Origin of the sequence: Azospirillum agricola (assembly GCF_017876095.1) — a bacterium.
GTDB lineage: Bacteria > Pseudomonadota > Alphaproteobacteria > Azospirillales > Azospirillaceae > Azospirillum > Azospirillum agricola.
In genome coordinates this window covers 22,848-49,409 of record NZ_JAGINM010000029.1, presented here as the reverse complement: position 1 = coordinate 49,409, position 26,562 = coordinate 22,848, and the positions used below count along the sequence as shown (strand labels likewise).

Below are 26,562 nucleotides of genomic sequence, written 5' to 3'. Positions count from 1 at the left end.
TTTGCGGCTTGCGGGAGGCGGTCAGCGCACGCAGCCGGCCAGCCCGTCGCGCTCCACCACGGCCATCCGCCGCTCGATGAGTCCGGCGCGGCGGGCGACGTAGGCGCTGGGCGTGGCGGGCGACCAGCGCAGCGGGCTCGGCAGCACCACCGCCAGCAGGGCGGCTTCCCGCCGGGTCAGCGCCGAGGCGGGTTTGCGGAAATGATGCCGGGCGGCGGCCTCGGCGCCGTAGATCCCGTCGCCCCATTCGACGATGTTCAGATAGACCTCCAGGATGCGGCGCTTGGGCCACAGCCCCTCGATCAGCAGGGTGAACCAGGCCTCGGCCCCCTTGCGGGTCCAGCTGCGGTCGGGCCACAGGAAGGCGTTCTTGGCGGTCTGCTGGCTGATCGTGCTGCCGCCGCGCAGCCGCTTGCCCTCCTCGTTCTCCTCCAGCGCCGCCTCGATGGAGGCCCAGTCGAAGCCGCCATGGCCGCAGAAGCCGGTGTCCTCCGCGGCGACCACCGCGCGGGCGAGGTGGGGCGAGATCGCCTCCAGCGGCTCCCAGTCGCGGTCGAGGCCGGAACCGCCGGCGGCGCGGATCAGCATCAGCGGAGTCGCCGGCACCGGAACCACCCGATAGAGCAACGCCCAGGCGACCGTCAGGCCGACCAGACCGAACGCCCCGACCAGCGCCCACCGCAACAGCCGCCGCATGCCACCCCCACGCTGAACCCGCCGTTCTCAATGGGGGCGGCGGGGGCATCCGTCAACAGGCAGGTCGTCCGCAAGCGGCGCTCGCTTGCCGGGGACGGGCACCCTATAGTGCGCGCGATGGACATGACCTCCGACCCAGAGCAGCTTCCCCGGCTCGACGACGCGCTTGCCATGGTGGCCGGGGCGCGCCGCGTCGTGGCTCTGTCGCTCGACGGCGAGGTCGAGGAACTGACGCTGGCCGCCGCCGCGTCGCGCGTGCGCCGGCAGCCGCCGCTGCTCTGCCACGCCCGCGCCTTCGCCCGCCGGCTGGGCATCGACGGCTTCCCCGCCTTCGACGCGCTGGAGCTGTTCGCCTTCGTCCATCCCGCGCGCTTCTGCGTGCCGACCCCGCGCGGGCTGGCCGAGGCGCTCGACCTGCCCGCCCCCGACGGGCACGAGGGCGAGGCGCTGGCGTTGCAGCGCGCGGTGCGCCGGCTGCTCGGCGACCTCGGCGCGCCGGGGCGGGAGGAAAGCTCCGACCCGGTCGCCTTCGCCTGGGAGATGGGGCGGTCCGGCTGGCTCTGGGCGCCCGCCGTGCTGGCGGCGCTCGGCAAGCCGGACGGGCCGGAAAAGGGGGCCGCCCGCTCCGGCCTGCGCGTCTGGACCCGCATCAAGGAGTGGGAGGAGGGCGCGCCGCCGCCGCCGCCCGCGCAGAACCCGGTCGATCCCGACGAGGCGCGCCGCCGGCTGGCCGTCATGCTGTCGGCGCTGGTGCCCGGCAAGGTTGCCGAGCCGCGCCCGCAGCAGGCTGATTACTCCAGCGCCGTGGCCGCCGCCTTCGCCCCGCGCCCGGCGCCCGACACGCCGACCGTGGTGCTGGCGGAGGCCGGCACGGGCGTCGGCAAGACGCTCGGCTACCTCGCCCCGGCGACGGTGTGGGCGGAGAAGAACGGCGGCACCGTCTGGATCTCCACCTACACCCGCAACCTCCAGCACCAGATCGACGCCGAGCTGGACCGGCTCTATCCCGACGCGGCGACCAAGGCACGCAAGGTCGTGCTGCGCAAGGGGCGCGAGAACTACCTCTGCCTGCTGAACCTGGAGGAGGCGGTGCGCGCCATGCACTTCCAGCCGCAGTCCGGCTCCGGAAGCGGGGCGGTCGGCGTCGGGCTGATGGCGCGCTGGGCGGCGGCGACCCGCGACGGCGACATGACCGGCGGCGACTTTCCCGGCTGGCTGGTCGACATCGCCGGGCGGGGGGCGACGCTCGGTCTCGCCGACCGGCGCGGCGAGTGCATCTATTCGGCCTGCGACCATTACGGCCGCTGCTACATCGAGAAGAGCGTGCGGCGCGCCCGCCGGGCCGACGTCGTGATCGCCAACCACGCGCTGGTCATGGTGCAGGCGGCGCTCGGCGGCGGCGAGGAGCCGACGCTGCCCAGCCGCTATGTCTTCGACGAGGGCCACCATGTCTTCGACGCCGCCGACAGCGCCTTCGCCGGCCATCTGACCGGGCGCGAGACGCAGGAGCTGCGGCGCTGGCTGCTCGGCGCCGAGGAGACCGGGCGCAGCCGGGCGCGCGGCCTGAAGCGCCGGCTGGAGGACATCGTCGCCGGCGACGAGGAGGCGCTGGCCCATCTCGACGCCGTGCTGATGGGCGCCCGCGTGCTGCCGACCGACGGCTGGGGCGCCCGGCTGACCGCCGACAACCCGCAGGGGCCGGTCGAGCGCTTCCTGCGGCTGGCCCGCCAGCAGGTCTATGCCCGCACCGCCGGGCAGGGCGGCGTCTACAGCCTGGAGGCCGACAAGGCCTACCCGGTGGATGGGTTGGTCGAGGCGGCGGCGGAGCTGGAGCAGGCGCTGGTCAAGCTGTCCGAGCCGGTGGAGGCGCTGTCGCGCCGGCTGGCCCAGCGGCTGGAGGACGAATCGGCCGAGCTGGAAACCGACCAGCGCCGCCGCATCGACGCGCTGTCGCGCAGCCTGCACCGGCGCGGCACCCTGACGGTCGAGGCGTGGCGCTCGATGCTGCGCACGCTGCCGACCGAGACGCCGTCGCACTTCGTCGACTGGTTCGCGGTGGAGCGCATCGAGGGGCGCGACGTCGACGTCGGGCTCTACCGCCACTGGGTCGACCCGACGGTTCCCTTCGCCGAGGCGCTGGCCGGGCCGGCGCACGGCATGGTGGTGACCTCGGCGACGCTGACCGACGGCACCGGCGACGTCGGGCAGGACTGGCGCGCGGCGGAGGACCGCTGCGGCGCCACCCACCTGCCGATGCCGGCGATCCGCGCGCAGGTGCCGTCGCCCTTCGACTACCCCAGCCGCACCCGCATCTTCGTGGTCAACGACGTTCGCAAGGACGATCTGGGCCAGGTGTCGGCCGCCTACAAATCGCTGTTCCTGGCGGCGGGCGGCGGCGGACTCGGTCTGTTCACCGCGATCAGCCGCCTGCGCGCCGTGCGCGAGCGCATCGCCGAGCCGCTCGACGCGGTCGGCATCCCGCTCTACGCCCAGCATGTCGATCCGCTCGACGTGGCGACGCTGATCGACATCTTCCGTGGCGAGGAGCACGCCTGCCTGCTCGGCACCGACGCGGTGCGCGACGGGGTGGACGTGCCGGGGCGGTCCTTGCGGCTGATCGTGTTCGACCGCGTCCCCTGGCCGCGCCCGGACATCCTGCACCGCGCCCGCCGCGACGCCTTCGGCCGCCGCCGCTACGAGGACATGATCACGCGCCTGCGGCTGAAGCAGGCCTTCGGCCGGCTGGTGCGGCGGGCCGACGACACGGGCGTGTTCGTGCTGCTCGACCCGATGATGCCGACCCGCCTGTGCGGCGCCTTCCCCGAGGGGGTGGAGGTCAAGCGGGTCGGGCTGAAGCAGGCGGTCGAAGAGACGGCGGAGTTCCTGCGCGGCTGGTGAGGCTGCCGAAGCGGCGGGCGCGTCAGAGCACCAGCGCCGTGGCCGGGTAGAAGACGGTGTTGCAGACCAGCAGGAAGGCCCACAGGCCAATCTCCAGCGTTTCGGTGACCGGCTGGATGCGGCGCAGGGCGCCGTACGCATGCACGGCGAGCATCAGCAGGAAGACGCAGAACAGGACGTCGAAGGCGTAGGTCAGGCCGGTTCCCGTGGTGACGGCGCGCAGCATCAGCAACTCGACGATCAGGATGAAGGCACCCAGGCAGCGGCCGAAATAGACGGCCAGATCGGTCTCAGCCGGCACCCGCCACAGCATCAGCCGCGCCCAGGTCAACGGCGCCACGAAGATCGGCAGGGCGAAGGACAGGGTGGTGACCGTCATCAGGACGGTCAGGTAGGTCGTTCCATGGTCGGCGTAGAGGCCCAGCATGCTTCCCCCGGATGTCTTCGATTTTCTGGAGACGGCCGCCCCCGTTCCGGCTGGCCCGATCGGGCCCGGTTTCCATGGCTCGGCGTGTCGGAAGGGACGGCGTGGGGGATGGATAAGGGGGAGGCCCTCGCAGCGTCAACGCCGCTCGCGCCGGTTCGATCGAAAGTATCAGAGGTTGCGGACGCGAAAGGGCGCCCGCCTCCCCCCGGAAACGGGCGCCCTTTCGCGTGTCGCCGTGGCGGACCGCCTGCGCGGCGCCGCCTGCGCGGCGCCGCCTGCGCCGCGCCGCCTACGCCGCCTTGATGGCCGACAGGAACTGGTCGACCTCGCGGCGCAGGTTCTCGGCCTGCCGCGACAGGCTGCCGGCGGCGCCGAGCACCTGATGGGCGGCCGCACCCGTTTCGCCGGTGGCCTGGGTCACGTCGCTGATGATCCCCGACACCTGCTGCGTGCCGACGGCGGCCTGCTGGACGTTGCGCGAGATCTCGGCGGTCGCCGCACCCTGCTCCTCGATGGCCGCGGCGATCGAGGTCGAGATGTCGTTGATCGAGGTGATCGTGCCGCTGATCCCGGCGATGGCGCCGACGGCGCCGTCGGTCGCCTCCTGGATCGCGGTGATCTGGGCGGCGATCTCCTCGGTGGCCTTGGCGGTCTGGTTGGCGAGGCTCTTCACCTCGCTGGCGACCACGGCGAAGCCCTTGCCGGCCTCCCCGGCGCGCGCCGCCTCGATCGTCGCGTTCAACGCCAGCAGGTTGGTCTGGCCGGCGATGTTGGTGATCAGCTGGACGACCGCGCCGATCCGCTGGGCGGCGTCGGCCAACCCCTTCACGGTGTCGTTGGTCCGGCTCGCCTCGTTCACCGCCTGTCCAGCGATGCTGGTCGAACGGGTGACCAGCGTGGCGATCTCGCGGATCGAGGTCGACATCTCCTCCGACGCGCTGGCGACGGTCTGCACGTTGGCGCTGGTCTGCTCGGCCGCGGCCGCGGCGGAGGTCGCCTGGTCGCGGGTCTGGCTGGCGGTGCGCTCCATGGTCTGCGCCGTGCTGTCTAGTTCGGTCGCGGCGGCGGCGACGGTGCGCAGCGCGTCGGCGGCCTGCGCCTCGAAGCCCTGGATCAGGCGGTCGACGGTCGCCGCCCGGCGCTGCTTCGTTTCCTGCTCGGCCGCCTGGGCGGCGCTCAGCCGGTCGCTCTCGATCAGCCCGTCCTTGAAGACCTGGACGGCGCGGGCCATCGCGCCGATCTCGTCCTGGCGGTCGCCGCCGCTCACCTCGGCCGCGTAGTCGCGCTTGGACAGGCGGTGCATGACGGCGGTCAGCCGGTCGACCGGGCGCGAGATGGTGGCGACCGCCGCCACGGCGGCGGCGATGCCGAAGGCCAGGGCGAAGACGATGGCGCCGATGACCCAGTAGATGGAGCTCCGGTAGGCCGCCTCGCCGCGGTTGGCGGCCATCCGGCCCTGCTGGGTGTTGAATTCGGTGAGTTCCTGGAGAATGGCGGTCGCCTTGACGATGGCCTCGCGGGATTCGCCGCGGAAGATCTCGCCGGCCCTCTCATTCTCGTTCTTGCGCGACGCCACCAGCACCTTGTCGCGGCTGATGGCGAGATACTGCTCCCAGACCACCGAGAAGCGGGCGTAGAGCTCCTTCTCCTGGGCGAGGTCGATCAGCGCCTCGTACTGGCGGCGCTTGTCGTTCAGCGTCTTGACGAAGCCGGCGAGGCGCTCCTCGGAAAGCTGCTGGTCGGCCTGAGCGGTCGAGATGATGTGGGTGCCTTCCTGCGACCGGTAGGACTGGGCCGTGCTGCGGATGTCGCCAAGCAATCCGACGCTGACCAGCCAGTTGTCGCGAATGTCGGCGGCTTCCTCGTTGAGGGTTGCAAGGCGGTCGAGCGAGAAGACGCCCAGTCCGATGACAAGAAGAAAGAAAGATCCAAGAATTCCCAGCAATTTTGAGCGAATTGTCAAATTTTCAAAGCGTTTCATTGTCTGAGCCCGCCGCCTATCAATGATTGTGTGCGCGCGCAATGCTCGATTTTTAATTTTCACTGCATGGCGCGCGACGGGTGACGGGTAACATACGCTGGTATGGAAGTACAGCGTTCGACATATGTCAAAATGTAGCAAGAGCCGTGAGATTCGTGATGGCACTTGGTCTATTCATCGCTTTCCGGTTTCCGGAATGCGTAAATGATTTTTAAATCATAAAATAAATGTATGGCCGTTATCGCAGAATCATATGGGATCGATGATCCGGCTTTTCTTGATTATTCATTCAAATACGGGAAGGAAGCCAGGGATTGTCCGATTGTTTTAAAATCGGCGATTCCATCGGTCGCATACTGGGCGGTTCCTGCAAGAATGCTCCGGCGCGTCTTCCACGTCGCGGGTGAACTCCGGCGCGGGATATGATTTTTCCTTTGAAATCAGCATCTTAACCAGCGGGGGCGTAGACCGCGAGCAACGCGGACAGCGTGACGACGCTCAGCACCGTGGACACCAGGATCGCCGAGGATGTGCGCTCGACATAGAGCTGGTATTGCTGCGCCACCACGAAGGTCAGGGCGCCGGTGGGCAGGGCGGCCAGAATGATCGCCGAGCCGGTCCAGAAGGGATCCATGGGGAACAGCGTTTCGGTCAGCACCCAGGTCAGCGCCGGCTGCGCCAGCAGCTTCATCGCGCTGATCCAGCCGGCCTCGGCCAGCCCGGCCGTCAGCTTCTGCGTCGCCAGGAACAGGCCGATGGCGAACAGCGCGCAGGGGCCGGCCGGCGCGCCCATCAGCTCGCAGAAGGTGGCGACCGGCTTGGGCACCGCGACGCCGGGCAGCAGCGCCGACCACGCGATCCCCAGCGCGGTCGCGATGATCAGGGGATTCTTCAGCAGCGCGCGGCCGACGTCGCGCAACGCCTTGCCCAGCCCGCCGCCATGGCTGTTGGCGAACTCCAGCCAGATCACGGCGATGCCGACCATCACGGCGCTCATGATGACGGTCGCCAGGATGGTCGGTGCCAGGTGGTCCGGACCGAAGGCGGCCAGGAACAGCGGGATGCCCATGTAGCCGGTGTTGGAGAAGGCGGCGTTCAGCCCCTGCATGCAGTGGATCTGCGTGCGGTCGCGGCGGATCAGCCAGCCGGCCAGCGCGCCCAGCGCGTAGACCGCCAGCATCGCCCCGAGGAAGGCGCCGATGAAGGGGCCGTTGAAGATCTCGGGCAGCGAGCGGCGCGCGGTGCCGAGGAACAGCACCGGGGGCAGGGCCATCCAATAGACGAACTTGTTCAGCGCCTCCGACGACGCGGGGCCGAGCAGCTTCGCCTTTCCGGACAGCACGCCCGCCAGGATGATGGCGAATACGGGAAGTGCCACGTTGAACACGACGGACATGGCGCGGACAATACGGATCACGAACGGTCGCGTCGAGGCGCCGACCCTCCCGTTCCGGGCATGGCACCCCTGCCCGTCGGGGCGCCGCCGCTTTCCCGTCGGGGCAGGCCCCCCTTGACGCGTCGTCGCCGCCGGGCAAGATAGCCGCGACGGGGACTCCCGGTTCCGGAGGAGGCCCCGCGAAGGAAGGCCAATGATCGACCACCACAGCGCGCTGATCTACGTCATGGTCCTGGTGTCCGCCTGCGACGGCGACATGACCAACGACGAGCTCGAGACCATCGGCGAGAATGTCCGCTACCTGCCTATCTTCCGCGACTTCAACGGCGAGCAGGTGATGGCGGCGACCCGCGAATGCACCGCCATGCTGGCCGACAGCGACGGGCTGGACACGGTGCTGACCATCGTCGAGCAGGCGCTGCCGGCCAAGCTGCGCGAGACGGCCTACGCCGTCGCCTGCGACATCGCCGCCGCCGACGCCAAGGCCTCGCAGGAGGAGCTGCGCATGCTGGAGATGATCCGTCACCGGCTGGGCGTCGACCGGCTGTGCGCCGCCGCCATCGAGCGTGGCGCCCGCGCCCGACACATGCGCCTGTGACGGTGACCATGACGACGCCTTCCACGACCCCCGCTCTCCCCTCCGCCCCGGCGGGCGACCCCCCGCGCCCCGACCTGTCGGGACGCGGCGTCGGCTTCATCGGTCTGGGCCTGATGGGCAAGCCGATGGCCCGCGCGCTCGCCCGCGCCGGCGCCTCGCTGGTGATCTCCAGCCGCAGCCCCGGCCCGGTCGCCGAACTGGCGGCCGAGGGCATGCTGGCCGCCACCGGCCCGATCGCCGTCGCCGGCCAGACCGACACCATCATCCTGATGCTGAGCGACACGGTCGCCGTCGAGAGCGTCGCCGGGGCGCTGCTGCCGGCCCTGAAGCCCGGCCATCTGGTCGTCGACATGGGCACGACCGCGGTCGACGCGACGCGGGCGCTGGCGTCGCAGGTGCGCGCGGCCGGCGCCGACTGGGTCGACGCCCCGGTGTCGGGCGGCACGGTCGCGGCCGAGGCGGCGACCCTCACCATCATGGCCGGCGGCCGCGAGGCGTCCTTCGCCCGCGCCCTGCCGCTGTTCCAGGCGATGGGGCGGCGGATCACCCTGGTCGGCGACAGCGGCGCCGGTCAGATCGCCAAGACCGCCAACCAGGTCATCGTCGGCCTGACCATCGGCGCGGTCGCGGAGGCGCTGGCGCTGGCCAAGGCCGCCGGGGCCGACCCGGCGCGGGTGCGCGACGCCATCCGCGGCGGCTTCGCCGAATCCCGCATCCTCGACCTGCATGGCGGGCGCATGGTGTCCGGCGACTTCACGCCGGGCGGGCGCGTCGTCACCCAGATCAAGGATCTGCGTCAGGCGGAGCAGCTCGCCGAGCAGTCCGACGTGGATCTGCCGGCGCTCGGCCTGACGCTGGAACTGTTCGAGATGCTGGCCGAGCAGGGCGACGGCGGGCTGGACCACTCGGCGCTGTACCGCCTGTTCGCGCGCTGAAAAGGGGAGGGGGCGCGAAGCGCGCCCCCACTCCTCACTCTTCCAGATGATCGCTCGCCAGGATCTCGGCGATCTGCACCGCGTTCAGCGCGGCGCCCTTGCGCAGGTTGTCGGCGACCGACCAGAAGGCCAGCCCGTTCTCGACCGTGATGTCCTCGCGGATGCGGCTGACGAAGACCGGGTTCTCGCCGGCGACCTCGACCGGGGTGATGTAGCCCTCGCCGGCGCGCTGGTCGAGCACCGACAGGCCGGGGGCGGCGCGCAGGACCTCCAGCGCGTCCTCGGCGGTGATCGACTCCTCCGTCTCGATGGTGACGGCCGCGGAGTCGCCGATGAAGACCGGGACGCGCACGCAGGTCGCCGTCACCTTGATCTTGGGGTCGAGGATCTTCCTCGTCTCGACGTTCAGCCGCCATTCCTCGTGGGTGTAGCCATCGTCCAGGTTGCGGTCGATGTGCGGGATGACATTGAAGGCGATCTGCTTGGGCAGGACGCTCTTGGCGACGGGATCGTTGACGAAGATGGCGCGGGTCTGGGTGAACAGCTCGTCCATCGCCTCCTTGCCGGCGCCCGACACCGCCTGGTAGGTGGCGACGACGGCGCGCCGCACGGTGAAGCGGTCGTGCAGCGGCTTCAGCGCCAGCGCCAGCTGGATGGCGCCGCCGCCGGGGTTGGCGACGATGTAGCGCTGCTTGTAGCCGGCCAGCGCCGCGCCGTTGACCTCCGGCACCACCAGCGGGATCTCGGGGTCGGTGGCGTAGTGGCCGGACATGTCGATCACCACGCAGCCCGAGGTCGCCGCGCGCGGGCTGTGCAGCGCCGACAGCTTGGGATCCGACGACGAGAAGGCGATGTCGATGGTGGAGAAGTCGAACCTGGCGGCGTCCTGCACCTTCAGGACGTCGTCCTCGCCGTAGGAGACCTCGTGCCCGACCGCCCGGTCGGTGCCCAGGGCGACGACGGAATCGGCCGGGAATTTCCGCTCGGCCAGCGTTTGCAGGATCTCGCGCCCGACATTGTCGGTGGCGCCGATGACCGCGACGGTGAAGCCCATGACGGAGGTATCCTTCTGGCAATAAGAAAAGGCAGCAAGCGAAGACCGCAACGAGCTAGGCGCTTTCCCGCCGGATTGCAACCCGGCCCGCCGGCCGGAACGCGATCGCGCGGTCAGGGCCAGGAGATCAGGCTGACAAGGGGCCTCTAGGCGGGAGAGGCGTCTTGAAACACGGATGAACACGGATTTGGCTTTTCATCCCGTTCATCCGTGAGCCGGCACCGCCGGCATCCGTGTTCATCCGTGTCAGGATCCTTTGGCAAGGGCGCTCTGTTCATCCGGCCCCGTTGCCCCGATCATGCCGGGAGGAATTGCGCGGGCGCGCCGGCTGTGACACGGTGGCGCCCGCCCATTTCCCTCCTGACCTTATCGGACACGCGAAACGCCCGCGCCATGCCGCCCATCGAGGACATCATCGCCAAGGCGATCAAGGACGCCGACAAGTCCTTCTTCAACGAGGATTACGCCAAGCAGGCGCGGTCGGTGACCGCCGCCCTGAAGAAGGCCGGCTATCAGGTGGCGCCGATCAAGCCGCCCGACGGTCTGGTCGAATGGGCCAAGGAAAACATACCCTTCGGCCGTCTGCGCCCGGCGGAACTCATCACCCAGATGTACTCGATGATGCTGGAGAACGTGCGGCGCTTCGACAAATAGCAGTCCGCAGTCCTCGGCCGGCGAAACCCGCTGGTAATACCACGGACCGCGAAGGCCGTTTCTTTTCAGCCACTTCCCGCACTGCCCCAAAATCGCCGCAGTCCGGCCCCGCGCCGTTGACTCAGGTCCGGCGGGGGCGTAATTCATTGCGCCAACCAATCGGACGGACAACCGTCCCAAATCCCGGGCACGCACCACACCCAGCCGCCGCGGCAATCGTCATGTTGCGCCGCGACCGGCCGCGAACAGAGGACGACGCAATGGCAAACGGCAGCGGTCGGCCGCTCTCCCCGCATCTGCAAGTCTACCGACTTCCGCTGACCGCGGTCATGTCCATCACGCACCGCATCACGGGCGTGGGGCTGGCCGTCGGCACCCTTCTCCTGACCTGGTGGCTGGTCGCCGCCGCCGTCGGCCCCGACGCCTTCGCCAGGGCGCAGGGCTTCATCGGCTCGCCCATCGGCCTGCTGTTCATGTTCGGCTGGTCGGTGGCGCTCTACTACCATCTGTGCAACGGCATCCGCCATCTGGTGTGGGACGCCGGCAAGTCGTTCGAGCTGACCGACGCCGACCGCAACAACAAGATCGTGCTGGGGGCCACCGCCGTCCTGACCGTGCTGACGTGGATCGTCGGCCTGGCCGCGTGGTGAGGAGAGAGAGCATGGCGTCCAATTCCTCCAAGTCCTCCCTGCGTTCGCCGCTGGCCCACGCCCGCGGCCTGGGCTCCGCCAAGCACGGCACCGAGCATTGGTGGGGCCAGCGGCTGACCGCCATCGCGCTGGTCCCGCTGACCGTCTGGTTCGTCTTCGGCGTCATCGGCCATCTCGGCGCCGACCACGCGGCCTTCGTCGCCTGGATGAAGTCGCCCTTCTCGGCGGTCATGATGATCCTCACCGCCGGCGTCGTCTTCCACCACGCCCATTCGGGCCTCCAGGTGGTGATCGAGGACTACATCAGCGCCGAGTGGCAGAAGCTGGCGGTGCTGATCGCCGTGAAGTTCGTGTCCTTCGCGCTGGCGGCGGCCTGTGTGCTCGCCGTCGTCAAGATTTTCATCGGAGCCTGACGATCATGGCGACCGCCTATCAGATCATCGATCACACCTATGACGTCGTCGTCGTCGGCGCCGGCGGCGCGGGTCTGCGCGCCACCTTCGGCATGGCCGAGAAGGGCCTGAAGACGGCGTGCATCACCAAGGTGTTCCCCACGCGCAGCCACACGGTCGCCGCCCAGGGCGGCATCTCGGCGGCGCTCGGCAACATGGGCGAGGACGACTGGCGCTACCACATGTACGACACCGTCAAGGGGTCGGACTGGCTGGGCGACCAGGACGCCATCGAGTACATGTGCCGCGAGGCCATCCCGGCGATCATCGAGCTGGAACACTACGGCGTGCCCTTCTCGCGCACCCCGGAAGGCAAGATCTACCAGCGCGCCTTCGGCGGCATGACCGCGCAGTACGGCAAGACCCAGGCCTACCGGACCTGCGCCGCCGCCGACCGCACCGGCCACGCCATGCTGCACACGCTCTACCAGCAGTCGCTGAAGCACGAGGCCGAGTTCTTCGTCGAGTATTTCGCGCTCGACCTGATCATGGAGGACGGCGTCTGCAAGGGCGTGCTGGCCTGGAACCTCGACGACGGCACCATCCACCGCTTCCGTGGCCAGCTCGTCGTTCTGGCGACCGGCGGCTACGGCCGCGCCTACTTCTCGGCGACCTCGGCCCACACCTGCACCGGCGACGGCGGCGGGATGGTGCTGCGCGCCGGCCTGCCGATGCAGGACATGGAGTTCGTGCAGTTCCACCCGACCGGCATCTACGGCTCGGGCTGCCTGATCACCGAGGGCGTTCGCGGCGAGGGCGGCTACCTCACCAACTCCAACGGCGAGCGCTTCATGGAGCGCTATGCGCCGTCGGCCAAGGATCTGGCCTCGCGCGACGTCGTCTCGCGCTCGATGACCATCGAGATCCGCGAGGGTCGCGGCGTCGGTGAGCACAAGGACCACATCCACCTGCACCTGGAGCATCTGCCGCCCGAGGTCATCCACCAGCGCCTGCCCGGCATCGCCGAGACGGCCAAGATCTTCGCGGGCGTCGACGTCACCAAGGAGCCGATCCCGGTCCTGCCGACCGTCCACTACAACATGGGCGGCATCCCGACCAACTTCCGCTGCGAGGTGGTCACCCCCACCGCCGACAACCCCGACCAGGTCGTCCCCGGCCTGATGGCGATCGGCGAGGCGGCCTGCGTGTCGGTGCACGGCGCCAACCGGCTGGGCTCCAACTCGCTGCTCGACCTCGTGGTGTTCGGCCGCGCCGCCGCCATCCGCGCCGCCGAGATCGTCACCCCGGGCAAGGCCGTGTCGGTCAAGGCCGACAGCGCCGACGCCGCGCTGGAGCGCTTCGACCGCATCCGCAACGCCAAGGGCTCGATCAAGTCGGCCGACCTGCGGCTGGAGATGCAGCGGACGATGCAGAACAACTGCGCCGTCTTCCGCACCGGCGAGGTGATGAGCGAGGGCGTCCAGAAGATCGACGCGATCTTCGCCAAGAAGAACGACATCTCCATCAGCGACCGCTCGCTGGTGTGGAACTCGGATCTGGTCGAGGCGCTGGAGCTGGACAACCTGCTGTTCCAGGCGGTCGCCACCCTGCATTCGGCGGAGAACCGTCCGGAGAGCCGTGGCGCCCACGCGCGCGAGGATTATCCGAACCGCGACGACGAGAACTGGATGAAGCACACCGCGATCTGGGTGGGCGAGGATGGCCAGACGCGGTTCGACTACCGCCCGGTCCATCTCTACACGCTGACCGACGAGGTCCAGGTGTTCCCGCCCAAGGCCCGCGTGTACTAAGGCCCCGCTCAAGGCAAGGATAGCAACCATGGTCGAATTCAACCTGCCAGCCAACTCCAAGGTCGGCGTCGGCAAGACCATCAACGTCGCGAACGGCGCCAAGCGGGCCAAGACCTTCAAGATCTACCGCTGGAGCCCGGACGACGGGCAGAACCCGCGCGTCGACACCTACGTCGTCGATCTCGACAAGTTCGGGCCGATGATCCTCGACGCGATCATCTACATCAAGAACCAGGTCGACAGCACGCTGACCTTCCGCCGCTCGTGCCGCGAGGGCATCTGCGGGTCGTGCGCGATGAACATCGACGGCACGAACACGCTGGCCTGCCTGAAGGCCATCGAGGACGTGAAGGGCGACGTCGCGATCTACCCGCTGCCGCACATGCCGGTGGTGAAGGATCTCGTCCCCGACCTGAAGCACATCTACGCCCAGCTCGCCTCGATCAAGCCGTGGCTGCAAAGCCAGTCCCCGGCGCCGAGCCGCGAGCGGCTGCAGTCGCCGGAGGACCGCGCCAAGCTGGACGGCCTCTACGAGTGCATCCTGTGCTTCTGCTGCTCGACCTCCTGCCCCAGCTACTGGTGGAACGGCGACCGCTACCTCGGTCCGTCGATCCTGCTCCAGGCCTACCGCTGGATCGCCGACAGCCGCGACGAGATGACGGGCGAGCGCCTCGACAACCTCGAGGATCCGTTCCGTCTCTACCGCTGCCACACCATCATGAACTGCACCAAGGCGTGCCCCAAGGGCCTGAACCCGGCCAAGGCGATCGCCGAGATCAAGAAGCTGATGGTGGCCCGCCGCTGATCCATCCGTCAGCGACGCATCGACACGCGACGGGGCGCTCCGCGAGGAGCGCCCCGTTTGCGTTCGGGCCTGCCGCTGGCTTGCGGCTCAGCGGAAGTCCGGATCGGTCGGCTGCGATGGCGGCAGGTCGGCGCCCGGCACCGGCGGCATGGTCGTGCCCGGCCCGCCGGGATCGGGCAGGTCGGGGTTGTCGGTGATCGGGCCGTCGACGTTCGGGACATCCTCGTGCGGCCGGGGTTGGGGATTGGGAGGAGCGGCGCGCAGCGGCTGCGGACCGGGGGTCGGGGAAATCCAAGGCATCGTCGGTGTCCTCGCGAACAGACTTGGGATCACGAGAGTCAACCACGGGCGCGGCAAAGCGCTCCCCCCGGCATCGGTTGACCGGCGGCGATGAGGGGGTATCCTCTTCGAACGAGCGTCGCCAACAACGGAACACACCAAGCGAGGGAAGGAACCAATCATGGGCGGGACAACGGGTCAGGCGTGGAGCTGGGTGCGGGGCGAATGGGTGGAGGGCAATCCCCCCATCGTCGGTCCGCTGTCGCACGCGCTCTGGCTCTCCTCGGTGGTCTTCGACGGGGCGCGGGCCTTCCAGGGCGTCGCTCCCGACCTCGACCTGCATTGCGCGCGGGCGATCCGCTCGGCGCTCGCCATGGGGCTGGCGCCGATGGTGACGGCCGGCGAGATCGAGGAGCTGTGCTGGGACGGCATCCGCCGCTTCGGCAAGGACGCCGAACTCTACATCCGGCCGATGTTCTTCGCCGAGGAGGGGTTCGTCGCCCCCGATCCGGAGACCACCCGTTTCGTCCTCTCGATCTACGAGGACCCGCTGCCGCCGCCGACCGGCTTCACCGCCTGCCTGTCCTCGCGCCGCCGTCCGCCGCCCTCGATGGCGCCGACCGAGGCCAAGGCGGCCTGCCTCTACCCCAACGCCGCCCGCGCCCTGACCGAGGCGCGCAAGCGCGGTTTCCAGAACGCCATCCTGCTGGACCCCATCGGCAACGTCGCGGAGTTCGCGACCTCCAACCTGTTCATCGCCAAGGACGGGGTGGTGCGGACGCCGGTGCCGAACGGCTGCTTCCTGAACGGCATCACCCGCCAGCGCATCATCGCCCTGCTGCGGGCCGATGGCGCGGTGGTCGAGGAGTGCAGCCTGACCCCGGCCGACCTGCTGGAGGCCGACGAGGTCTTCTCGACCGGCAACCATTCCAAATGCGTGCCGGTGACCAAGGTCGAGGACCGCGCCTTCGCTCCCGGCCCTGTCTTCAAGCGGGCGCGGGCGCTCTATTGGGAATACGCCTTTCGCTGAGCGTCACGGCCCGTCGGGATCACGCCGCCCTCGCTCCGCCGGCCGCAGCGGGGGCGGTTTTCACGGTCCCGCCGGGGGCCCCGTCCCGCCTTGGTGCAGCGGAGGAAATGTTCCCTAGGAACCGGGGGCGGATGCCGGTGACGGAGGGTGGGACGTCTACTGGCTGGCCCAGATGATCCGCGCGATCCAGGCGATGTCGGCGCGCGGGATGCTGCGGTCGGGATGGGCGCGGTTGATCGACAGGAGGTCGATCTTCGTCGCGGTCTCGCGGAGCAGCTGCTTCGCCATCACCTCGCCGCCGCGCGTGCGGACGACGACCCGGTCGTTGCGGCGGATCTGCGCGCCGGGCGATACGATGATGGTGTCGCCGTCGCGGTACACCGGCTCCATGCTGTCGCCGGCGATCTCCAGCGCGTAGGCGGAGGGATCGCCGAGATCGGGGAACATCAGCTCGTCCCAGCCGCTGCCGACCGGATAGCCGGCGTCGGTGAAATAGCCCGCGTTGCCGGCCTGGGCGTAGCCGATCACCGGCACGCGCTGGAAGCTTCCCGAACCGCCGCCCTCGCCGATCAGGCTGACGAACTCCGACAGGGAGGCGCCGGTCGCGTCGAGAACCTTGGAGATGCTCTCGGTCGAGGGCCAGCGCAGCTTGCCGTCTCCGGTGGTGCGCTTGCTCTTGTTGAAGGTCGTCGGATCCAGCCCGGCACGCCGCGCCAAGCCCGACGCCGACAGTTCGTGCGTCGCCGCGAGGCGGTCGATGGCCCGCCAGATGTCCGAATGCTTCAGCATGGGACGATAATCTCATAAACGCGGGAGGCGGTCCCTAGGAACTTTTTCATATTCTCGTTGACGGAGGTGCCGGACAAGAACATAAAGCGAACGAAAACGCCACCAGACCGCGAAAAACCGTTCGGAGGATCGGTTGAGGCGCGAGTCGCAAAGGGTGGCGAAGCTTCCGCGCGCAAGCGCCCCGTCCTTCAGGGAGACGATCATGCTGTCTCGACACGCCGTGCGTTCCGCCCCGTCCCGGCACCTTTCCAACCCCTACACCGCCGACGGAACCCCCTTCGACAGCGGGGAGGAGGCGTGGTTCTGGTCGGTGCAGGCGCAGGACGCCAAAGCGGCCGGTGCCCGTGTCGTCGCCGGTTGCGGTCTGGTCCAGCGCCCCTGCGAACCGGCCGACGTGCTGCGCGTCGTCGACCGTCTCTTCCGCAACCGCCAGCTCGTCCGCGACCATCTGCATGTGCTGGTCCATTACGGCCGCCGCCTCAGCGCCCCCGACCCCGGCCGCCACCGCGAACAGCGCGCCCACGCCCTGTGGCGCGAGGCGTTCGAACGGGTCACCCCGGTGCTGCGCCAGAAGGGCATCGCGCGATGAGCCGGGCGCCGGCCCCCATGCCGGTCCCGGCTCCGGTCCCGGCCGGGGCCGGGCTGCCGAGGGCCTGGGTGGTGTTCCGTGGCGAGGCGCCGCTGTGGTGGCTGCGGGCCCTGCGGCCGGGCTTCCGCCATTGCCTCGCCCTGCTGAACGACGGGCGGCACTGGCTGGTGGTCGATCCGCTGGCGCCCTTCACCGACGTCGCGGTGCTGGATTTGCCGGCCGACCATGACCTGCCGGGCTGGTACCGCGACCGTGGCCTGACCGTGGTGGCCGCTCCGCTGCGGCGCGGCCTGGTCCGGCCGGCGCCTTGGGGGCCCTTCACCTGCGTCGAGGCGGTCAAGCGGCTGCTCGGCCTGCACGCCCCGCTGGTGCTGACGCCTTGGCAGCTGCATCGCCACCTGACCCGCCCGGTTTCCTCCGGGCCTTGAATGAAGGGACCGCCCCGATGTCCGACCACGCCGCCCAGCCCGCCGCCCAGCCCATCGCGAGGCGCCGGCGCGGAGCCGAACCTTCCGAGCCCGAGGCGCTGCTCGACCGCTACCGCGCCGCGCGCGAGCGGCGCGGCGTCTGGGAAAGCCACTGGCAGGACTGCTACGACCATGCCCTGCCCAACGGCCAGCCCTTCCGGGGCACCGGCACGCCGGGGGAACGGCGGGTCGACCGCCTGTTCGACGGCACCGCCCCCGACGCGGTGGAGCAGCTCGCCGCCAGCCTGCTGTCGGAGCTGACGCCGCCCTGGTCGCGCTGGTTCGGCTTCCAGCCCGGTCCGGCGCTGAGCGGGGCTGAACGGGACCGCGTCGCCCCGATGCTCGACCGCGCCGCCGGGATCGTCCAGGCGCACCTCGACCGTTCCAACTTCGCGGTCGAGGTGCATCAGGCCTTCCTCGACCTCGTCACTGTCGGCACCGCCAGCCTGCTGATGGAGGAGGCCGCCCCCGGCTCGCCGTCGAGCCTGCGCTTCACCGCCGTGCCGTTGGCCGAGGCGGTGCTGGAGGAGGGGCCGGACGGCCGCCTCGACGGCACCTACCGCCGCAGCGAGGCGACGCTGGCACAGATCGTCCACCGTTTCCCCGCCGCCGAGCTGCCGGAGGAGGTGCGCCGCCGCGCCGCCGCCGAGCCCGACTCCCGCTTCCCGCTGGTCGAGGCGGTGCTGCCCGACGGCACCGCCTACCGCTGGGCGGTGGTGCTGGACAGCGGTCTGGCCGACCCGTCCTGGCTGGCGCGCGGGCGCTTCGTCCAGTCGCCCTTCGTCAACTTCCGCTGGCTGAAGGCGCCGGGCGAGACCTACGGCCGCTCGCCGGTGATGAAGGCGTTGCCCGACATCAAGACCGCCAACAAGGTGGTGGAGCTGGTTCTGAAGAACGCCTCGATCGCCGTCACCGGCATCTGGCAGGCCGACGACGACGGCGTGCTGAACCCGGCGACGATCCGGCTGGTGCCGGGGACGATCATTCCGAAGGCGGTCGGCTCGGCCGGGTTGACGCCGCTCGCCAACCCCGGCCGCTTCGACGTGTCGCAGCTGGTGCTCGACGATCTGCGCGGGCGCATCCGCCATGCCTTGATGGTGGACCGGCTGGGGCCGGTCGAGCAGGCGCGGATGACCGCCACCGAGGTGATGGAGCGATCGGCCGAGATGGCCCGGCTGCTCGGCGCCACCTATGGGCGTTTGCAGGCGGAGATGCTGACGCCGCTGCTGCTGCGCGCCGTCGCCATCCTGCGCCGCCGCGGCGAGATCCCCGACATTACGGTGGACGGGCGGCTGGTCGAGCTTCAGCACCGCTCGCCCCTGGCCCAGGCCCAGGCGCAGCGCGATGTGCAGGCGACCCTGCGCTGGCTCGACACCGCCAGGCAGTTGGGGCCGGAGGCCGCCGCGACGGTCGACGCCGCCGCGACCGCCCGCTGGCTGGGCGAAGCCTTCGGCGTGCCCGCCAAGCTGATCCGCGCCGAGGACGCCGTTGCGGCGGTCGTGCCCGCCGCCGTTCCGACCCCGACCCCGACCCCGCGGCCCACGCCGGTGGAGGCGCCGCATGTCTGATCCCGCCGGCTGGGACTGGCTGGACGGCGCCGCGACGGTGTCGGGCGGCGGTGGCGACGACCCGTCGCCGAGCTTCGCCCGCTGCTTCGCCGGGCCGGACGGCATGCGGGTGCTGGCCGTGCTGCGGGCGATGACGCTCGACCGCGCGCTCGGTCCCGACGCGCCGGAGGCGGCGCTGCGCCACCTGGAGGGCCAGCGCCAGCTGGTCGCCGTGATCCTCGCCCTGACGGCGCGCGGCCGGGCGCGCTGACCCGCCCCTTCCTTACCCTTCCTGTTTTTCATCCTTCCGGGAGTATCCGATGGCCGACAATCTGCTGACCTCGCCCCTGTCCGGTTCCGAGCCGCCGCCGGTGCCCGAGAAGTTCCGTGACCCGAAGACCGGCGCCGTCCGTGTGGACGCTCTGCTGAAATCCTATCTGGAGCTGGAGCGCCGCCTGTCCGCCGCTCCGCCCGAGGTCCCGGCCCCGGCGCCCTCCGATCCGGCCTCCTTCGACCCGGCGGCGCTCGACCCGGTCCAGCTCCGCCGCGCGCTGGGGGCACCGGATGCGCCGGAGGGGTATTGCATCGCCTGCGACCATGGCCTGTTCGAACCCGACGCCGAGATCAACGGCCGCCTGTTCGAGGCCGGCTACACCCCCGCCCAGGCGCAGCTCCTCTACGACCTCGCCGCCGAGCGGATGATGCCGCTGATCCAGCGTCTCGCCGCCGAGTTCCAGGCCGAACGCGAGGTCGAGCGGCTGGTCGCCCGCTTCGGCGGCGAGGAGAAATGGCGCGAGGTGTCGCGCCAGCTCCTGGCCTGGGCGGGCCGGAATCTGCCGCCGGCGGCCGTCGAGGGGCTGTCGACCACCTATGAGGGCGTGATGGCGCTGCACGCGATGATGTCGGGAACCGAGCCGGCGGCCCTGTCGATGCCGGCCGGGCGCGCGCCGGGTGGCGACGGCGAGGCCGACCTGCGGACGCTGATGCGCGACCCCCGCTATTGGCGGGACCGCGACCCGTCGGTGATCGCCCGCGTCACCGACGGCTTCCAGCGCCTCTATCCGGGCCGGGGGTGAGTGGCCGGCCGGCGCCCTGTCCCCCCGCCACCCGCTGCCGCCAGCACGCGAGGCAAAGCGCCGCACCTCCGCTTCATGGTTGCATTGGACAGCCTGCTGGTGCGTGTGCGAAGAAAAATACGATTGCGCGTTTGAAATGAAAACGCCAACCTGCCGGCCATGCAGGAAACCGTTCGTGAAGCGAACGGTCATGGGGGGCGACGCCGAATTCGATGACGCTGCGCCGCAAGATACGATGGCTGACCTGGGTCGGCCTGATCGGCTGCCTGATGGCGGCGATCCCCGCGCTGTATCTGCTGCGTCATGGCCTGATCGCCGAGCGCGAGCGGATGACCGGGGCGCTGGTCGAATCCTCGCACACCATGCTGAGCGACCTGGACGCCGCGGTGCGGGCCGGAGCGGTCCCGCGCGACGACGCGCAGGCGCAGGCGCGGCTGGCGTTGCGGGCGCTGGCCGGCGACCCCTTCCATGTCGCGGTCTTCACCGACGGGATCGTTCCGCCGGGCTGGCCGCCGATCGAGCACGCGGTCGTCGCCCAGGTCCGTTTCGAGCCCTGGGGCTGGGCGGTGGCGGCGGCGGGCGACACCGACGACCTCGACCGCGCCTTCGCGGTCGAGGCCTTCGCCTTCGTGCTGTTCCTGTCGGCGCTGCTGGCGCTGAGCTGGCCGCTGTCGATGTTCCTCTCGCAGAACGTCGTCGGCCCGATCGAGGCGCTGTCCACCCGCATGCGCCTGCTGACCGAGGGGCGCACCGACATCGACATTCCCGGCCGCAACCGCCGCGACGAATTCGGCTCGATGGCCCGCGCCATGGAGTTCTTCCGGCGGTCCGCCGGCGCGCTGATCGAGCGCGACGCCCGGCTGGCCGGCATCATGAACAACGTCGGCGAGGCGATCCTGCTGACCGACGAGCAGGGCCGCATCGTCGAGCACAACCCGGCCGCCCTCGTTCTGTTCGGCCGGACGGTGGAGGGGCTGCACGGCCAGCCGCTGGACGCCCTGTTCATCGAGGCCGACCGGCCGCGCGTGCGGGCGCTGCTGGCGGCGGACGCGCCCGCCGGTCCGCCGGCCCGCGCCGAGGCGCTGGGAATCGAGCGCAGGGACGGGCGGGTCGACGCCTCGCTCGGCGTGTCGCCGCTGGTGGTGCAGGGGCGGCACGGCTTCGTCTGCACGCTTGCCGACATGACCCAGCGCCTGCGCCACGAGCGCGAGCTGATGCGGCTGGCCACCCGCGACCGGCTGACCGGCCTGCCCAACCGTGCCATGATCGAGACGCTGCTGGAAACGGCGGTCGGGCGCTGCCGGAGGCCGCGCCTGCTCGGCCAGCCGGAAGGCGGTCATCTCGCCGTGCTTTGTCTCGACCTGTCGCGCTTCAAGCTGGTGACCGACACGCTGGGCCACGAGGCCGGAGACGAGCTGCTGCTGGAGGTGGCGCGGCGAATCGCCGCCGCCGTCCGGCCCGCCGACACGGTCGGCCGCATCGGCACCGACGATTTCGCCATCATCCTGGAGGAGATCGCGGACGCGGAGGAGGCCGCCGGCCTCGCCGACCGCATCCTGGAGGCGTTCGACGTTCCGGTGACGCTGGTCGGCAACGAGCATTACGTCCGTCCCTCCATCGGCATCGCGCTCTACCCCGACCACACCGAGGAGCCGCACGAGCTGATCCGCGCCGCCGACACCGCGCTCTACGCCGCCAAGCGCCAGGGCGGGCGGCGTCACGCCTTCTTCCGCAAGGAACTGGCCGATCAGGCGCGGCGCCATCTGGCGCTCGACGGCGACCTGCGCTCGGCGCTCGCCAGCCGGCAGTTCCGGCTGCATTACCAGCCGAAGGTTTCGCTGGTCGATTTCTCGCTGGAGGGCTTCGAGGCGCTGCTGCGTTGGGACAAGCCGGGGCAGGGCATGATCCCCCCCGGCGAGTTCATCCCGGTGGCGGAGGAGACCGGCTTCATCGTCCCGCTCGGCGACTGGGTGCTGGACGAGGCCTGCCGCCAGCAGCGCGCCTGGCTCGACGCCGGGGTGGAGCCGGTGCCGGTGGCCGTCAACATCTCGCCCCGCCACCTGCGCCACCGCACCGCCGAGGATTTCCGCCGCATCGTCGACCGCCACCGCGTGCCGCCCGAACTGATCGAGCTGGAGATCACCGAAGGGGCGGTGATGCAGGATCTCGACCACGCGCTGTCGGTGCTGGGCGCGCTGAAGGCGATGGGCATCCGGGTGGCGGTGGATGATTTCGGCACCGGCCATTCCTCGCTCAGCTACCTGAAACGGCTGCCGATCACCACCCTGAAGATCGACCGCTCCTTCATCAACGGCGTGCCGCTGGAGCGCGAGGACACCGGCATCGTCTCCACCATCATCGCCATGGCCGACATGCTCGGGCTCGACGTGGTGGCGGAAGGGGTGGAGAAGACCGAGCAGGCCAATTTCCTGCGCCACAAGAACTGCAATCTGGTCCAGGGCTGGCTGACCGGCCGCCCGATGCCGGCCGACGCGGCGTGCGACCTGCTGGCCAAGCGGCTCAAGGAACCGGCCTGATCAGGGCGCCGGCGTGGCCGGCCCTCTGGCGCGGCGGCGCGGGGCGGCCAGTTCGGCCAGCGTGACCGGCCGGAAGTTCCAGACATCGACGCCGACGTCGATCTGGCGGGGCAGCCCCTTCAATTGGCCGTGGCTGTGGCCGTGCAGGTTCAGCGCCTTCCTGTGCATGCCGTTCCAGGTGCGGAACGGGTAGTGGCACAGCACCAGCGCGGTGCCGTCGAGGGTCAGTTCGGCGTAGTGCCGGACGCTGGCCCAGCCGGGCAGGGCCAATGTGGCGGGGCCGTCGTTGTTGCCGGCGACCAGATGCTTGACGCCGTTCAGGCCGCAAAGCCGCTCCGCCATGGCGTCGGCGGTCAGGTGCAGGGCGAAGTCGCCGAGGTGCCAGACCTCGTCATCGGGGCCGACCACGGCGTTCCAATTGGCCGCCATCGCCGCGTCCATGGCGGCGGTCGTCTCGAAGGGACGGCGGAACCGGCCGCGCGCGCCGCCATGCCCGAAATGCGTGTCGCTGGTGAAGAAGACGGTCATCGGCGGACTTCAACGCCCTGGAGCGGGCAGGGTTCCCGCTCCAGGGCGCCGCGGCCGTCGCTCAATGCTTGTGGTCGCCCGCCGCCGGGTCGAGGAAGCGGTGCATGTGGACGATGTAGTAGCGGGTGTGGGCGTCGTCGATGGTCTGCCCGGTGGCGCCACGCCACGCCTTGTAGGCTTCGTCGTAGTTCGGGAAGATGCCGACGATGTGCAGCTTGGACGGATCGACGAACTGGTCGGAATCCGGACGCACGAGTTCGCCGCCGAACACGAGGTGGAGAAGCTGTTTGTCGGGCATGGTCAGGGTCCTTCGGACAGGGGTCTCGGGGCGCCCGTTCGGGCTGATGCTTCGCACTCTCATATCCGCCGTCCGTGCGCGTCATCAAGCCTGTTGACAGGACATTCGACCTTTGCCACCACCAAACCGGCGGCTTTTTCAGGACGAGCCTCAAAAAATCCCAGGACCAGCCCCAGATGAGGGGCGCCCAAACACAGCGAGGATCGAGCGATGGCAAGTGGTCATACCGCGACTCGGGAGAAACTCACCCGCGACGTCCGGGTCTGGGACCTGCCGACCCGTCTGTTTCATTGGTCGCTGGTGCTGCTGGTGACGGTCGCGGTGGTGTCCGCGAAGATGGATATGTTGTCGATTCATATGTTGGCGGGGGAAACAATTCTGGCGCTGGTGCTCTTCCGCCTGGTCTGGGGGGTGATCGGCAGCCAGACGGCCCGCTTCGCCGATTTCGTGAAGGGGCCGCGCGCCATCCTCGCCTACCTCGCCGGATCGCGGGGCGGCGCGGCTCCGGCCACGCTGGGGCACAACCCGCTGGGCGCCCTGATGGTGGTGGCGCTGCTGCTGGCGCTGGCGGTGCAGGCCGGCAGCGGCCTGTTCACCAGCGACGACATCCTGGTCGACGGACCGCTGGTGCCGCTGGCCTCCAGCGGCGCGGTGGCGACGCTCGGCACGCTGCACCGGCTGCTCGCCGACGGCATCCTGATCCTGGTCGGGCTGCATGTGCTGGCGGTCTTGGGCTATCTGCTGGTGAAGAAGGACAACCTGATTCGTCCGATGATCACCGGCCGCAAGCGGGTCGAGGGGGCGGTCGCCGAGCCGCGCCGGGCCTCGCCGGCGCTGGCGCTCGCCATCCTGGCGGCAACGGGCGGCCTGGTCGCGCTGGTCTTGCGGGCGGTGGCCTGAGAGCGCCTTCTGGAGGTCCATCGGCGCGGTTTTGGCCATTACAGGTTGTCTGCGACAATGCGCGCCCAGCGGTTGCCGGCGGACAAGATTAGAATGGCTCCAGATTGCTCCGCTTCAACAATGACGCAGCGCCGACCCAGGATCAATCGACCCTCGCCCGGTCGAAACGCCGGAGCTTGGGTGCAGGTCGGCCGCGCCGGGGGACATCCGACCATGACACACACACTCAGGGCTCTGGCCGTAGGCACCGTGTCTGCCATCGGCGCTCTGCTGATCGCGGGGAGCGCGCTCGCCGCCGACCCGCTGATGGAGCGTGCCCGCGAACTGTTCAAACCGCTTCCCGCCTCGATCCCCGTGGTGAAGGACAACGCCGTCACCCGCGAGAAGATCGAGCTGGGCAAGATGCTGTTCTTCGAGCCGCGCCTGTCGGCCAGCGGCATCTTCTCCTGCAATTCCTGCCACAATCTGGGATTGGGCGGCGTCGACGGGCTCGAGACCTCGGTCGGTCACGGCTGGCAGAAGGGCCCGCGCAACTCGCCGACCGTGCTGAACGCGGTGCTGAACGTCGCCCAGTTCTGGGACGGCCGCGCCGAGGATCTGAAGGCCCAGGCCAAGGGGCCGATCCAGGCCGGCGTCGAGATGAACAGCACGCCCGACCGCGTGATGGCGGTGCTGACCAGCATCCCGGCCTACACCGCCAGATTCGCCGACGCCTTCCCCAACGAAAAGCAGCCGGTCACCTTCGACAACGTCGCCAAGGCGATCGAGGCGTTCGAGGCGACCCTGACCACCCCGGCCTCCCCCTTCGACCAGTTCCTGGAGGGCAAGGCCGACGCGCTGACCGACGCCCAGAAGGCCGGGCTGACCCTGTTCATGGACAAGGGCTGCTCGGCCTGCCACAACGGCGTCAACGTCGGCGGCCAGGACTACTTCCCGTTCGGCGTCGTCGAGAAGCCGGGCGCCGAGATCCTGCCGCCGGGCGACAAGGGCCGCTTCACCGTCACCAAGACGGCGGACGACGAGTATGTGTTCCGCTCGCCGACCCTGCGCAACGTGGCGCTGACCGCGCCCTACTTCCACTCCGGCAAGGTGTGGGATCTGCGTCAGGCGGTGGCGGTGATGGGCTCCAGCCAGCTCGGCGCCAAGCTGAGCGAGCAGGAGATCGACCAGATCACCGCCTTCCTGCACTCCCTGACCGGCCAGCAGCCGCGCGTCGAATACCCGCTGCTGCCGGCCAGCCTGCCGGCGACCCCGCAGCCGATGCTGCGCTGAGAAGACGCGCCGGGACGGCCCGCCTTTCTTCAAGCCACGTCATGACCGGGCTTGGCCCGGTCATCCACGGGCGCACTTGCCCGGGTGCATGGGAGGCTTGCGCGTGGATGCCCGGCTCAAGGCCGGGCATGACGGACGGGGACGGGGAGCGGGTGTCCAAGGGCGTCTCTCGACATGAAAAAAGCCCCTCTCCCGGCTGGGAGAGGGGCTTTTTCAAAACACCCGTCCGGTTCGGACGGACCCGCGATCAATCGGCGCGGTAGCGCTGGTGGCAGGCTTTGCAGGTATCGGCCAGCGCCGCGAAGGCCTGGCCGGTCGCGGCCTTGTCGCCGGTGGCGGCGGCGGCGGACAGCGCCTTGCCGGCGTTCTCGGCGTCCTTGGCCTTGGCGGTGAAGTCCGGGAAGTTGGCCCAGATGACCTCCTTGGCGCCGGTCTTGCCCTTGTCGGAGCCGGCGGGGAACAGGCTGGGAATGGTGGCGGCGAAGGCCTCGATGCGCTGTCCGACCGGGGCGACGGCGGCGACATCGCCCTTGCCCAGCGCGTCCTTGATCTCGCCCATCGCCTTCTTGTAGTCGCTGAAGCCGGCTTGGCGGGCCTTGATGACATCCTGCTGCGCCAGGGCGGCGCCGCCGGTCAGGACGAGCGCGGCGGTGGCCGCGATCACGATACGGGACAGCATGACGGTTCTTGAACCCCTCTCTCGGTGGAAGTACCCCCCCACAGGGACGTTACACATGGGGTTGTGCTTTCTGTCAAGAAAGGGCGGTTTCACGAATTTTTCCGCTTAAATCCGTTCGCGTGGCAAACAAAGCGATGCGCCGCCACGCTGCGGAATCCCGGCCGCTCGGCCTTGCAACGCCGGTGGACCGGAAGTAAGGTCCCGCGTCGCGCGCCTCCCGCGCGCGCAGGCCATCCGGCACCTTGTCACCACAGCCCTGAGGGGGCCCATCGCC

The 26,562-nt window shown here is 69.9% G+C and carries 27 protein-coding genes; 17 read left to right on the top strand and 10 right to left on the bottom strand.

Annotation, left to right across the window (positions count from 1 at the left end; all coding sequences use genetic code 11):
• Positions 1-21: 21 nt before the first annotated feature.
• A complete protein-coding gene (gene mtgA, locus J2847_RS29790) occupies positions 22-696 on the bottom strand; it encodes a monofunctional biosynthetic peptidoglycan transglycosylase (RefSeq protein WP_209782361.1) in 675 nt (224 codons plus the stop codon).
• Positions 697-813: 117 nt separating this feature from the next.
• On the opposite strand from mtgA, the gene J2847_RS29785 reads away from it, so the two are divergent.
• On the top strand, positions 814-3,594 hold the full coding sequence (locus J2847_RS29785) for an ATP-dependent DNA helicase (protein ID WP_209782360.1): 2,781 nt from the start codon (positions 814-816) through the stop codon (positions 3,592-3,594).
• A gap of 22 nt (positions 3,595-3,616) precedes the next feature.
• Here the strand turns inward: J2847_RS29785 and J2847_RS29780 are convergent, their stop codons facing one another.
• The 3 genes from J2847_RS29780 to J2847_RS29770 form a co-directional block, all read right to left on the bottom strand.
• Positions 3,617-4,021, bottom strand: a complete 405-nt coding sequence (locus J2847_RS29780; protein WP_209782359.1) for a hypothetical protein — start codon at positions 4,019-4,021, stop codon at positions 3,617-3,619.
• A 289-nt stretch (positions 4,022-4,310) separates the two neighbouring features.
• Entirely contained in the window at positions 4,311-6,002 is a 1,692-nt protein-coding gene (locus tag J2847_RS29775; protein ID WP_209782358.1) for a methyl-accepting chemotaxis protein, read from the bottom strand.
• Between the two features lie 448 nt (positions 6,003-6,450).
• Entirely contained in the window at positions 6,451-7,380 is a 930-nt protein-coding gene (locus J2847_RS29770; RefSeq protein ID WP_325169510.1) for an AEC family transporter, read from the bottom strand.
• Between the two features lie 211 nt (positions 7,381-7,591).
• On the opposite strand from J2847_RS29770, the gene J2847_RS29765 reads away from it, so the two are divergent.
• Positions 7,592-7,996 carry a tellurite resistance TerB family protein gene (locus tag J2847_RS29765; RefSeq protein WP_085555937.1) on the top strand — a complete coding sequence of 135 codons (405 nt, stop codon included), beginning with the start codon at positions 7,592-7,594 and terminating at the stop codon, positions 7,994-7,996.
• 8 nt (positions 7,997-8,004) lie between these two features.
• The gene (locus J2847_RS29760; protein ID WP_209782357.1) at positions 8,005-8,931 is read left to right on the top strand and encodes an NAD(P)-dependent oxidoreductase; all 927 of its coding nucleotides are present in this window, start codon (positions 8,005-8,007) and stop codon (positions 8,929-8,931) included.
• Positions 8,932-8,965: 34 nt separating this feature from the next.
• Here the strand turns inward: J2847_RS29760 and J2847_RS29755 are convergent, their stop codons facing one another.
• Positions 8,966-9,985, bottom strand: coding sequence for an aspartate-semialdehyde dehydrogenase (locus tag J2847_RS29755; protein ID WP_209782356.1), 1,020 nt, complete (start codon positions 9,983-9,985; stop codon positions 8,966-8,968).
• Between the two features lie 393 nt (positions 9,986-10,378).
• Here J2847_RS29755 and J2847_RS29750 point away from each other — a divergent pair, with 393 nt between their 5' ends.
• The 5 genes from J2847_RS29750 (at position 10,379) to J2847_RS29730 (ending at position 14,297) form a co-directional block, all read left to right on the top strand.
• On the top strand, positions 10,379-10,639 hold the full coding sequence (locus J2847_RS29750; protein WP_209782355.1) for a hypothetical protein: 261 nt from the start codon (positions 10,379-10,381) through the stop codon (positions 10,637-10,639).
• Positions 10,640-10,899: 260 nt separating this feature from the next.
• Positions 10,900-11,289, top strand: coding sequence for a succinate dehydrogenase, cytochrome b556 subunit (sdhC, locus tag J2847_RS29745; RefSeq protein WP_209782354.1), 390 nt, complete (start codon positions 10,900-10,902; stop codon positions 11,287-11,289).
• An 11-nt stretch (positions 11,290-11,300) separates the two neighbouring features.
• Positions 11,301-11,702, top strand: coding sequence for a succinate dehydrogenase, hydrophobic membrane anchor protein (gene sdhD / locus J2847_RS29740; protein ID WP_209782353.1), 402 nt, complete (start codon positions 11,301-11,303; stop codon positions 11,700-11,702).
• Between the two features lie 5 nt (positions 11,703-11,707).
• Positions 11,708-13,492 carry a succinate dehydrogenase flavoprotein subunit gene (gene sdhA, locus J2847_RS29735; protein ID WP_085555942.1) on the top strand — a complete coding sequence of 595 codons (1,785 nt, stop codon included), beginning with the start codon at positions 11,708-11,710 and terminating at the stop codon, positions 13,490-13,492.
• Between the two features lie 28 nt (positions 13,493-13,520).
• Positions 13,521-14,297, top strand: coding sequence for a succinate dehydrogenase iron-sulfur subunit (locus J2847_RS29730; RefSeq protein WP_085555943.1), 777 nt, complete (start codon positions 13,521-13,523; stop codon positions 14,295-14,297).
• 87 nt (positions 14,298-14,384) lie between these two features.
• Here J2847_RS29730 and J2847_RS29725 read toward each other — a convergent pair whose 3' ends face one another.
• On the bottom strand, positions 14,385-14,597 hold the full coding sequence (locus J2847_RS29725; protein WP_209782352.1) for a hypothetical protein: 213 nt from the start codon (positions 14,595-14,597) through the stop codon (positions 14,385-14,387).
• Between the two features lie 160 nt (positions 14,598-14,757).
• On the opposite strand from J2847_RS29725, the gene J2847_RS29720 reads away from it, so the two are divergent.
• Positions 14,758-15,606 carry a branched-chain amino acid aminotransferase gene (locus tag J2847_RS29720; protein WP_209782351.1) on the top strand — a complete coding sequence of 283 codons (849 nt, stop codon included), beginning with the start codon at positions 14,758-14,760 and terminating at the stop codon, positions 15,604-15,606.
• A 156-nt stretch (positions 15,607-15,762) separates the two neighbouring features.
• On the opposite strand, the gene J2847_RS29715 is transcribed toward J2847_RS29720, so the two are convergent.
• Positions 15,763-16,395, bottom strand: coding sequence for a S24 family peptidase (locus J2847_RS29715; protein WP_209782350.1), 633 nt, complete (start codon positions 16,393-16,395; stop codon positions 15,763-15,765).
• 202 nt (positions 16,396-16,597) lie between these two features.
• Between J2847_RS29715 and J2847_RS29710 the strand changes: the two genes are divergently transcribed.
• The 6 genes from J2847_RS29710 (at position 16,598) to J2847_RS29685 (ending at position 22,611) form a co-directional block, all read left to right on the top strand.
• On the top strand, positions 16,598-16,984 hold the full coding sequence (locus J2847_RS29710) for a hypothetical protein (RefSeq protein ID WP_209782349.1): 387 nt from the start codon (positions 16,598-16,600) through the stop codon (positions 16,982-16,984).
• The gene (locus J2847_RS29705; protein WP_233474871.1) at positions 16,981-17,412 is read left to right on the top strand and encodes a hypothetical protein; all 432 of its coding nucleotides are present in this window, start codon (positions 16,981-16,983) and stop codon (positions 17,410-17,412) included. The genes J2847_RS29710 and J2847_RS29705 overlap by 4 nt, the downstream gene beginning before the upstream one ends.
• Before the next feature lie 17 nt (positions 17,413-17,429).
• The gene (locus J2847_RS29700; RefSeq protein ID WP_209782348.1) at positions 17,430-19,019 is read left to right on the top strand and encodes a portal protein; all 1,590 of its coding nucleotides are present in this window, start codon (positions 17,430-17,432) and stop codon (positions 19,017-19,019) included.
• Complete coding sequence (locus J2847_RS29695) at positions 19,012-19,269, top strand: Bbp19 family protein (protein WP_209782347.1); 258 nt, start codon at positions 19,012-19,014, stop codon at positions 19,267-19,269. The genes J2847_RS29700 and J2847_RS29695 overlap by 8 nt, the downstream gene beginning before the upstream one ends.
• 49 nt (positions 19,270-19,318) lie before the next feature.
• Entirely contained in the window at positions 19,319-20,074 is a 756-nt protein-coding gene (locus J2847_RS29690; protein ID WP_209782346.1) for a capsid assembly protein, read from the top strand.
• A gap of 212 nt (positions 20,075-20,286) precedes the next feature.
• The gene (locus J2847_RS29685) at positions 20,287-22,611 is read left to right on the top strand and encodes an EAL domain-containing protein (RefSeq protein WP_209782345.1); all 2,325 of its coding nucleotides are present in this window, start codon (positions 20,287-20,289) and stop codon (positions 22,609-22,611) included.
• Here J2847_RS29685 and J2847_RS29680 read toward each other — a convergent pair whose 3' ends face one another.
• Both J2847_RS29680 and J2847_RS29675 read right to left on the bottom strand, forming a co-directional pair.
• The gene (locus J2847_RS29680; RefSeq protein ID WP_209782344.1) at positions 22,612-23,139 is read right to left on the bottom strand and encodes a metallophosphoesterase family protein; all 528 of its coding nucleotides are present in this window, start codon (positions 23,137-23,139) and stop codon (positions 22,612-22,614) included. It lies immediately after the preceding gene.
• A 61-nt stretch (positions 23,140-23,200) separates the two neighbouring features.
• Positions 23,201-23,437 carry a DUF4170 domain-containing protein gene (locus tag J2847_RS29675; RefSeq protein ID WP_085555953.1) on the bottom strand — a complete coding sequence of 79 codons (237 nt, stop codon included), beginning with the start codon at positions 23,435-23,437 and terminating at the stop codon, positions 23,201-23,203.
• Positions 23,438-23,647: 210 nt separating this feature from the next.
• Between J2847_RS29675 and J2847_RS29670 the strand changes: the two genes are divergently transcribed.
• Both J2847_RS29670 and J2847_RS29665 read left to right on the top strand, forming a co-directional pair.
• The gene (locus J2847_RS29670; RefSeq protein WP_209782343.1) at positions 23,648-24,337 is read left to right on the top strand and encodes a cytochrome b/b6 domain-containing protein; all 690 of its coding nucleotides are present in this window, start codon (positions 23,648-23,650) and stop codon (positions 24,335-24,337) included.
• Positions 24,338-24,550: 213 nt separating this feature from the next.
• On the top strand, positions 24,551-25,609 hold the full coding sequence (locus tag J2847_RS29665; protein ID WP_209782342.1) for a cytochrome-c peroxidase: 1,059 nt from the start codon (positions 24,551-24,553) through the stop codon (positions 25,607-25,609).
• Between the two features lie 247 nt (positions 25,610-25,856).
• On the opposite strand, the gene J2847_RS29660 is transcribed toward J2847_RS29665, so the two are convergent.
• The gene (locus J2847_RS29660) at positions 25,857-26,288 is read right to left on the bottom strand and encodes a c-type cytochrome (RefSeq protein ID WP_085555955.1); all 432 of its coding nucleotides are present in this window, start codon (positions 26,286-26,288) and stop codon (positions 25,857-25,859) included.
• Positions 26,289-26,562 lie beyond the last annotated feature (274 nt).

What these genes read in the sequence shown, in the direction of transcription:
- sdhA (WP_085555942.1), top strand. Translation starts at nt 11,708, where the DNA reads ATGGCGACCGCCTATCAGATCATCGATCACACCTATGACGTCGTCGTC.
- J2847_RS29765 (WP_085555937.1), top strand. Translation starts at nt 7,592, where the DNA reads ATGATCGACCACCACAGCGCGCTGATCTACGTCATGGTCCTGGTGTCC.
- J2847_RS29685 (WP_209782345.1), top strand. Translation starts at nt 20,287, where the DNA reads ATGACGCTGCGCCGCAAGATACGATGGCTGACCTGGGTCGGCCTGATC.
- J2847_RS29720 (WP_209782351.1), top strand. Translation starts at nt 14,758, where the DNA reads ATGGGCGGGACAACGGGTCAGGCGTGGAGCTGGGTGCGGGGCGAATGG.
- J2847_RS29775 (WP_209782358.1), bottom strand. Translation starts at nt 6,002, where the DNA reads ATGAAACGCTTTGAAAATTTGACAATTCGCTCAAAATTGCTGGGAATT.
- sdhD (WP_209782353.1), top strand. Translation starts at nt 11,301, where the DNA reads ATGGCGTCCAATTCCTCCAAGTCCTCCCTGCGTTCGCCGCTGGCCCAC.
- J2847_RS29730 (WP_085555943.1), top strand. Translation starts at nt 13,521, where the DNA reads ATGGTCGAATTCAACCTGCCAGCCAACTCCAAGGTCGGCGTCGGCAAG.
- J2847_RS29680 (WP_209782344.1), bottom strand. Translation starts at nt 23,139, where the DNA reads ATGACCGTCTTCTTCACCAGCGACACGCATTTCGGGCATGGCGGCGCG.
- J2847_RS29670 (WP_209782343.1), top strand. Translation starts at nt 23,648, where the DNA reads ATGGCAAGTGGTCATACCGCGACTCGGGAGAAACTCACCCGCGACGTC.
- J2847_RS29725 (WP_209782352.1), bottom strand. Translation starts at nt 14,597, where the DNA reads ATGCCTTGGATTTCCCCGACCCCCGGTCCGCAGCCGCTGCGCGCCGCT.
- J2847_RS29690 (WP_209782346.1), top strand. Translation starts at nt 19,319, where the DNA reads ATGGCCGACAATCTGCTGACCTCGCCCCTGTCCGGTTCCGAGCCGCCG.
- J2847_RS29705 (WP_233474871.1), top strand. Translation starts at nt 16,981, where the DNA reads ATGAGCCGGGCGCCGGCCCCCATGCCGGTCCCGGCTCCGGTCCCGGCC.
- J2847_RS29695 (WP_209782347.1), top strand. Translation starts at nt 19,012, where the DNA reads ATGTCTGATCCCGCCGGCTGGGACTGGCTGGACGGCGCCGCGACGGTG.
- J2847_RS29665 (WP_209782342.1), top strand. Translation starts at nt 24,551, where the DNA reads ATGACACACACACTCAGGGCTCTGGCCGTAGGCACCGTGTCTGCCATC.
- J2847_RS29675 (WP_085555953.1), bottom strand. Translation starts at nt 23,437, where the DNA reads ATGCCCGACAAACAGCTTCTCCACCTCGTGTTCGGCGGCGAACTCGTG.
- J2847_RS29750 (WP_209782355.1), top strand. Translation starts at nt 10,379, where the DNA reads ATGCCGCCCATCGAGGACATCATCGCCAAGGCGATCAAGGACGCCGAC.
- J2847_RS29710 (WP_209782349.1), top strand. Translation starts at nt 16,598, where the DNA reads ATGCTGTCTCGACACGCCGTGCGTTCCGCCCCGTCCCGGCACCTTTCC.
- sdhC (WP_209782354.1), top strand. Translation starts at nt 10,900, where the DNA reads ATGGCAAACGGCAGCGGTCGGCCGCTCTCCCCGCATCTGCAAGTCTAC.
- J2847_RS29700 (WP_209782348.1), top strand. Translation starts at nt 17,430, where the DNA reads ATGTCCGACCACGCCGCCCAGCCCGCCGCCCAGCCCATCGCGAGGCGC.
- mtgA (WP_209782361.1), bottom strand. Translation starts at nt 696, where the DNA reads ATGCGGCGGCTGTTGCGGTGGGCGCTGGTCGGGGCGTTCGGTCTGGTC.
- J2847_RS29715 (WP_209782350.1), bottom strand. Translation starts at nt 16,395, where the DNA reads ATGCTGAAGCATTCGGACATCTGGCGGGCCATCGACCGCCTCGCGGCG.
- J2847_RS29780 (WP_209782359.1), bottom strand. Translation starts at nt 4,021, where the DNA reads ATGCTGGGCCTCTACGCCGACCATGGAACGACCTACCTGACCGTCCTG.
- J2847_RS29755 (WP_209782356.1), bottom strand. Translation starts at nt 9,985, where the DNA reads ATGGGCTTCACCGTCGCGGTCATCGGCGCCACCGACAATGTCGGGCGC.
- J2847_RS29660 (WP_085555955.1), bottom strand. Translation starts at nt 26,288, where the DNA reads ATGCTGTCCCGTATCGTGATCGCGGCCACCGCCGCGCTCGTCCTGACC.
- J2847_RS29785 (WP_209782360.1), top strand. Translation starts at nt 814, where the DNA reads ATGGACATGACCTCCGACCCAGAGCAGCTTCCCCGGCTCGACGACGCG.
- J2847_RS29760 (WP_209782357.1), top strand. Translation starts at nt 8,005, where the DNA reads ATGACGACGCCTTCCACGACCCCCGCTCTCCCCTCCGCCCCGGCGGGC.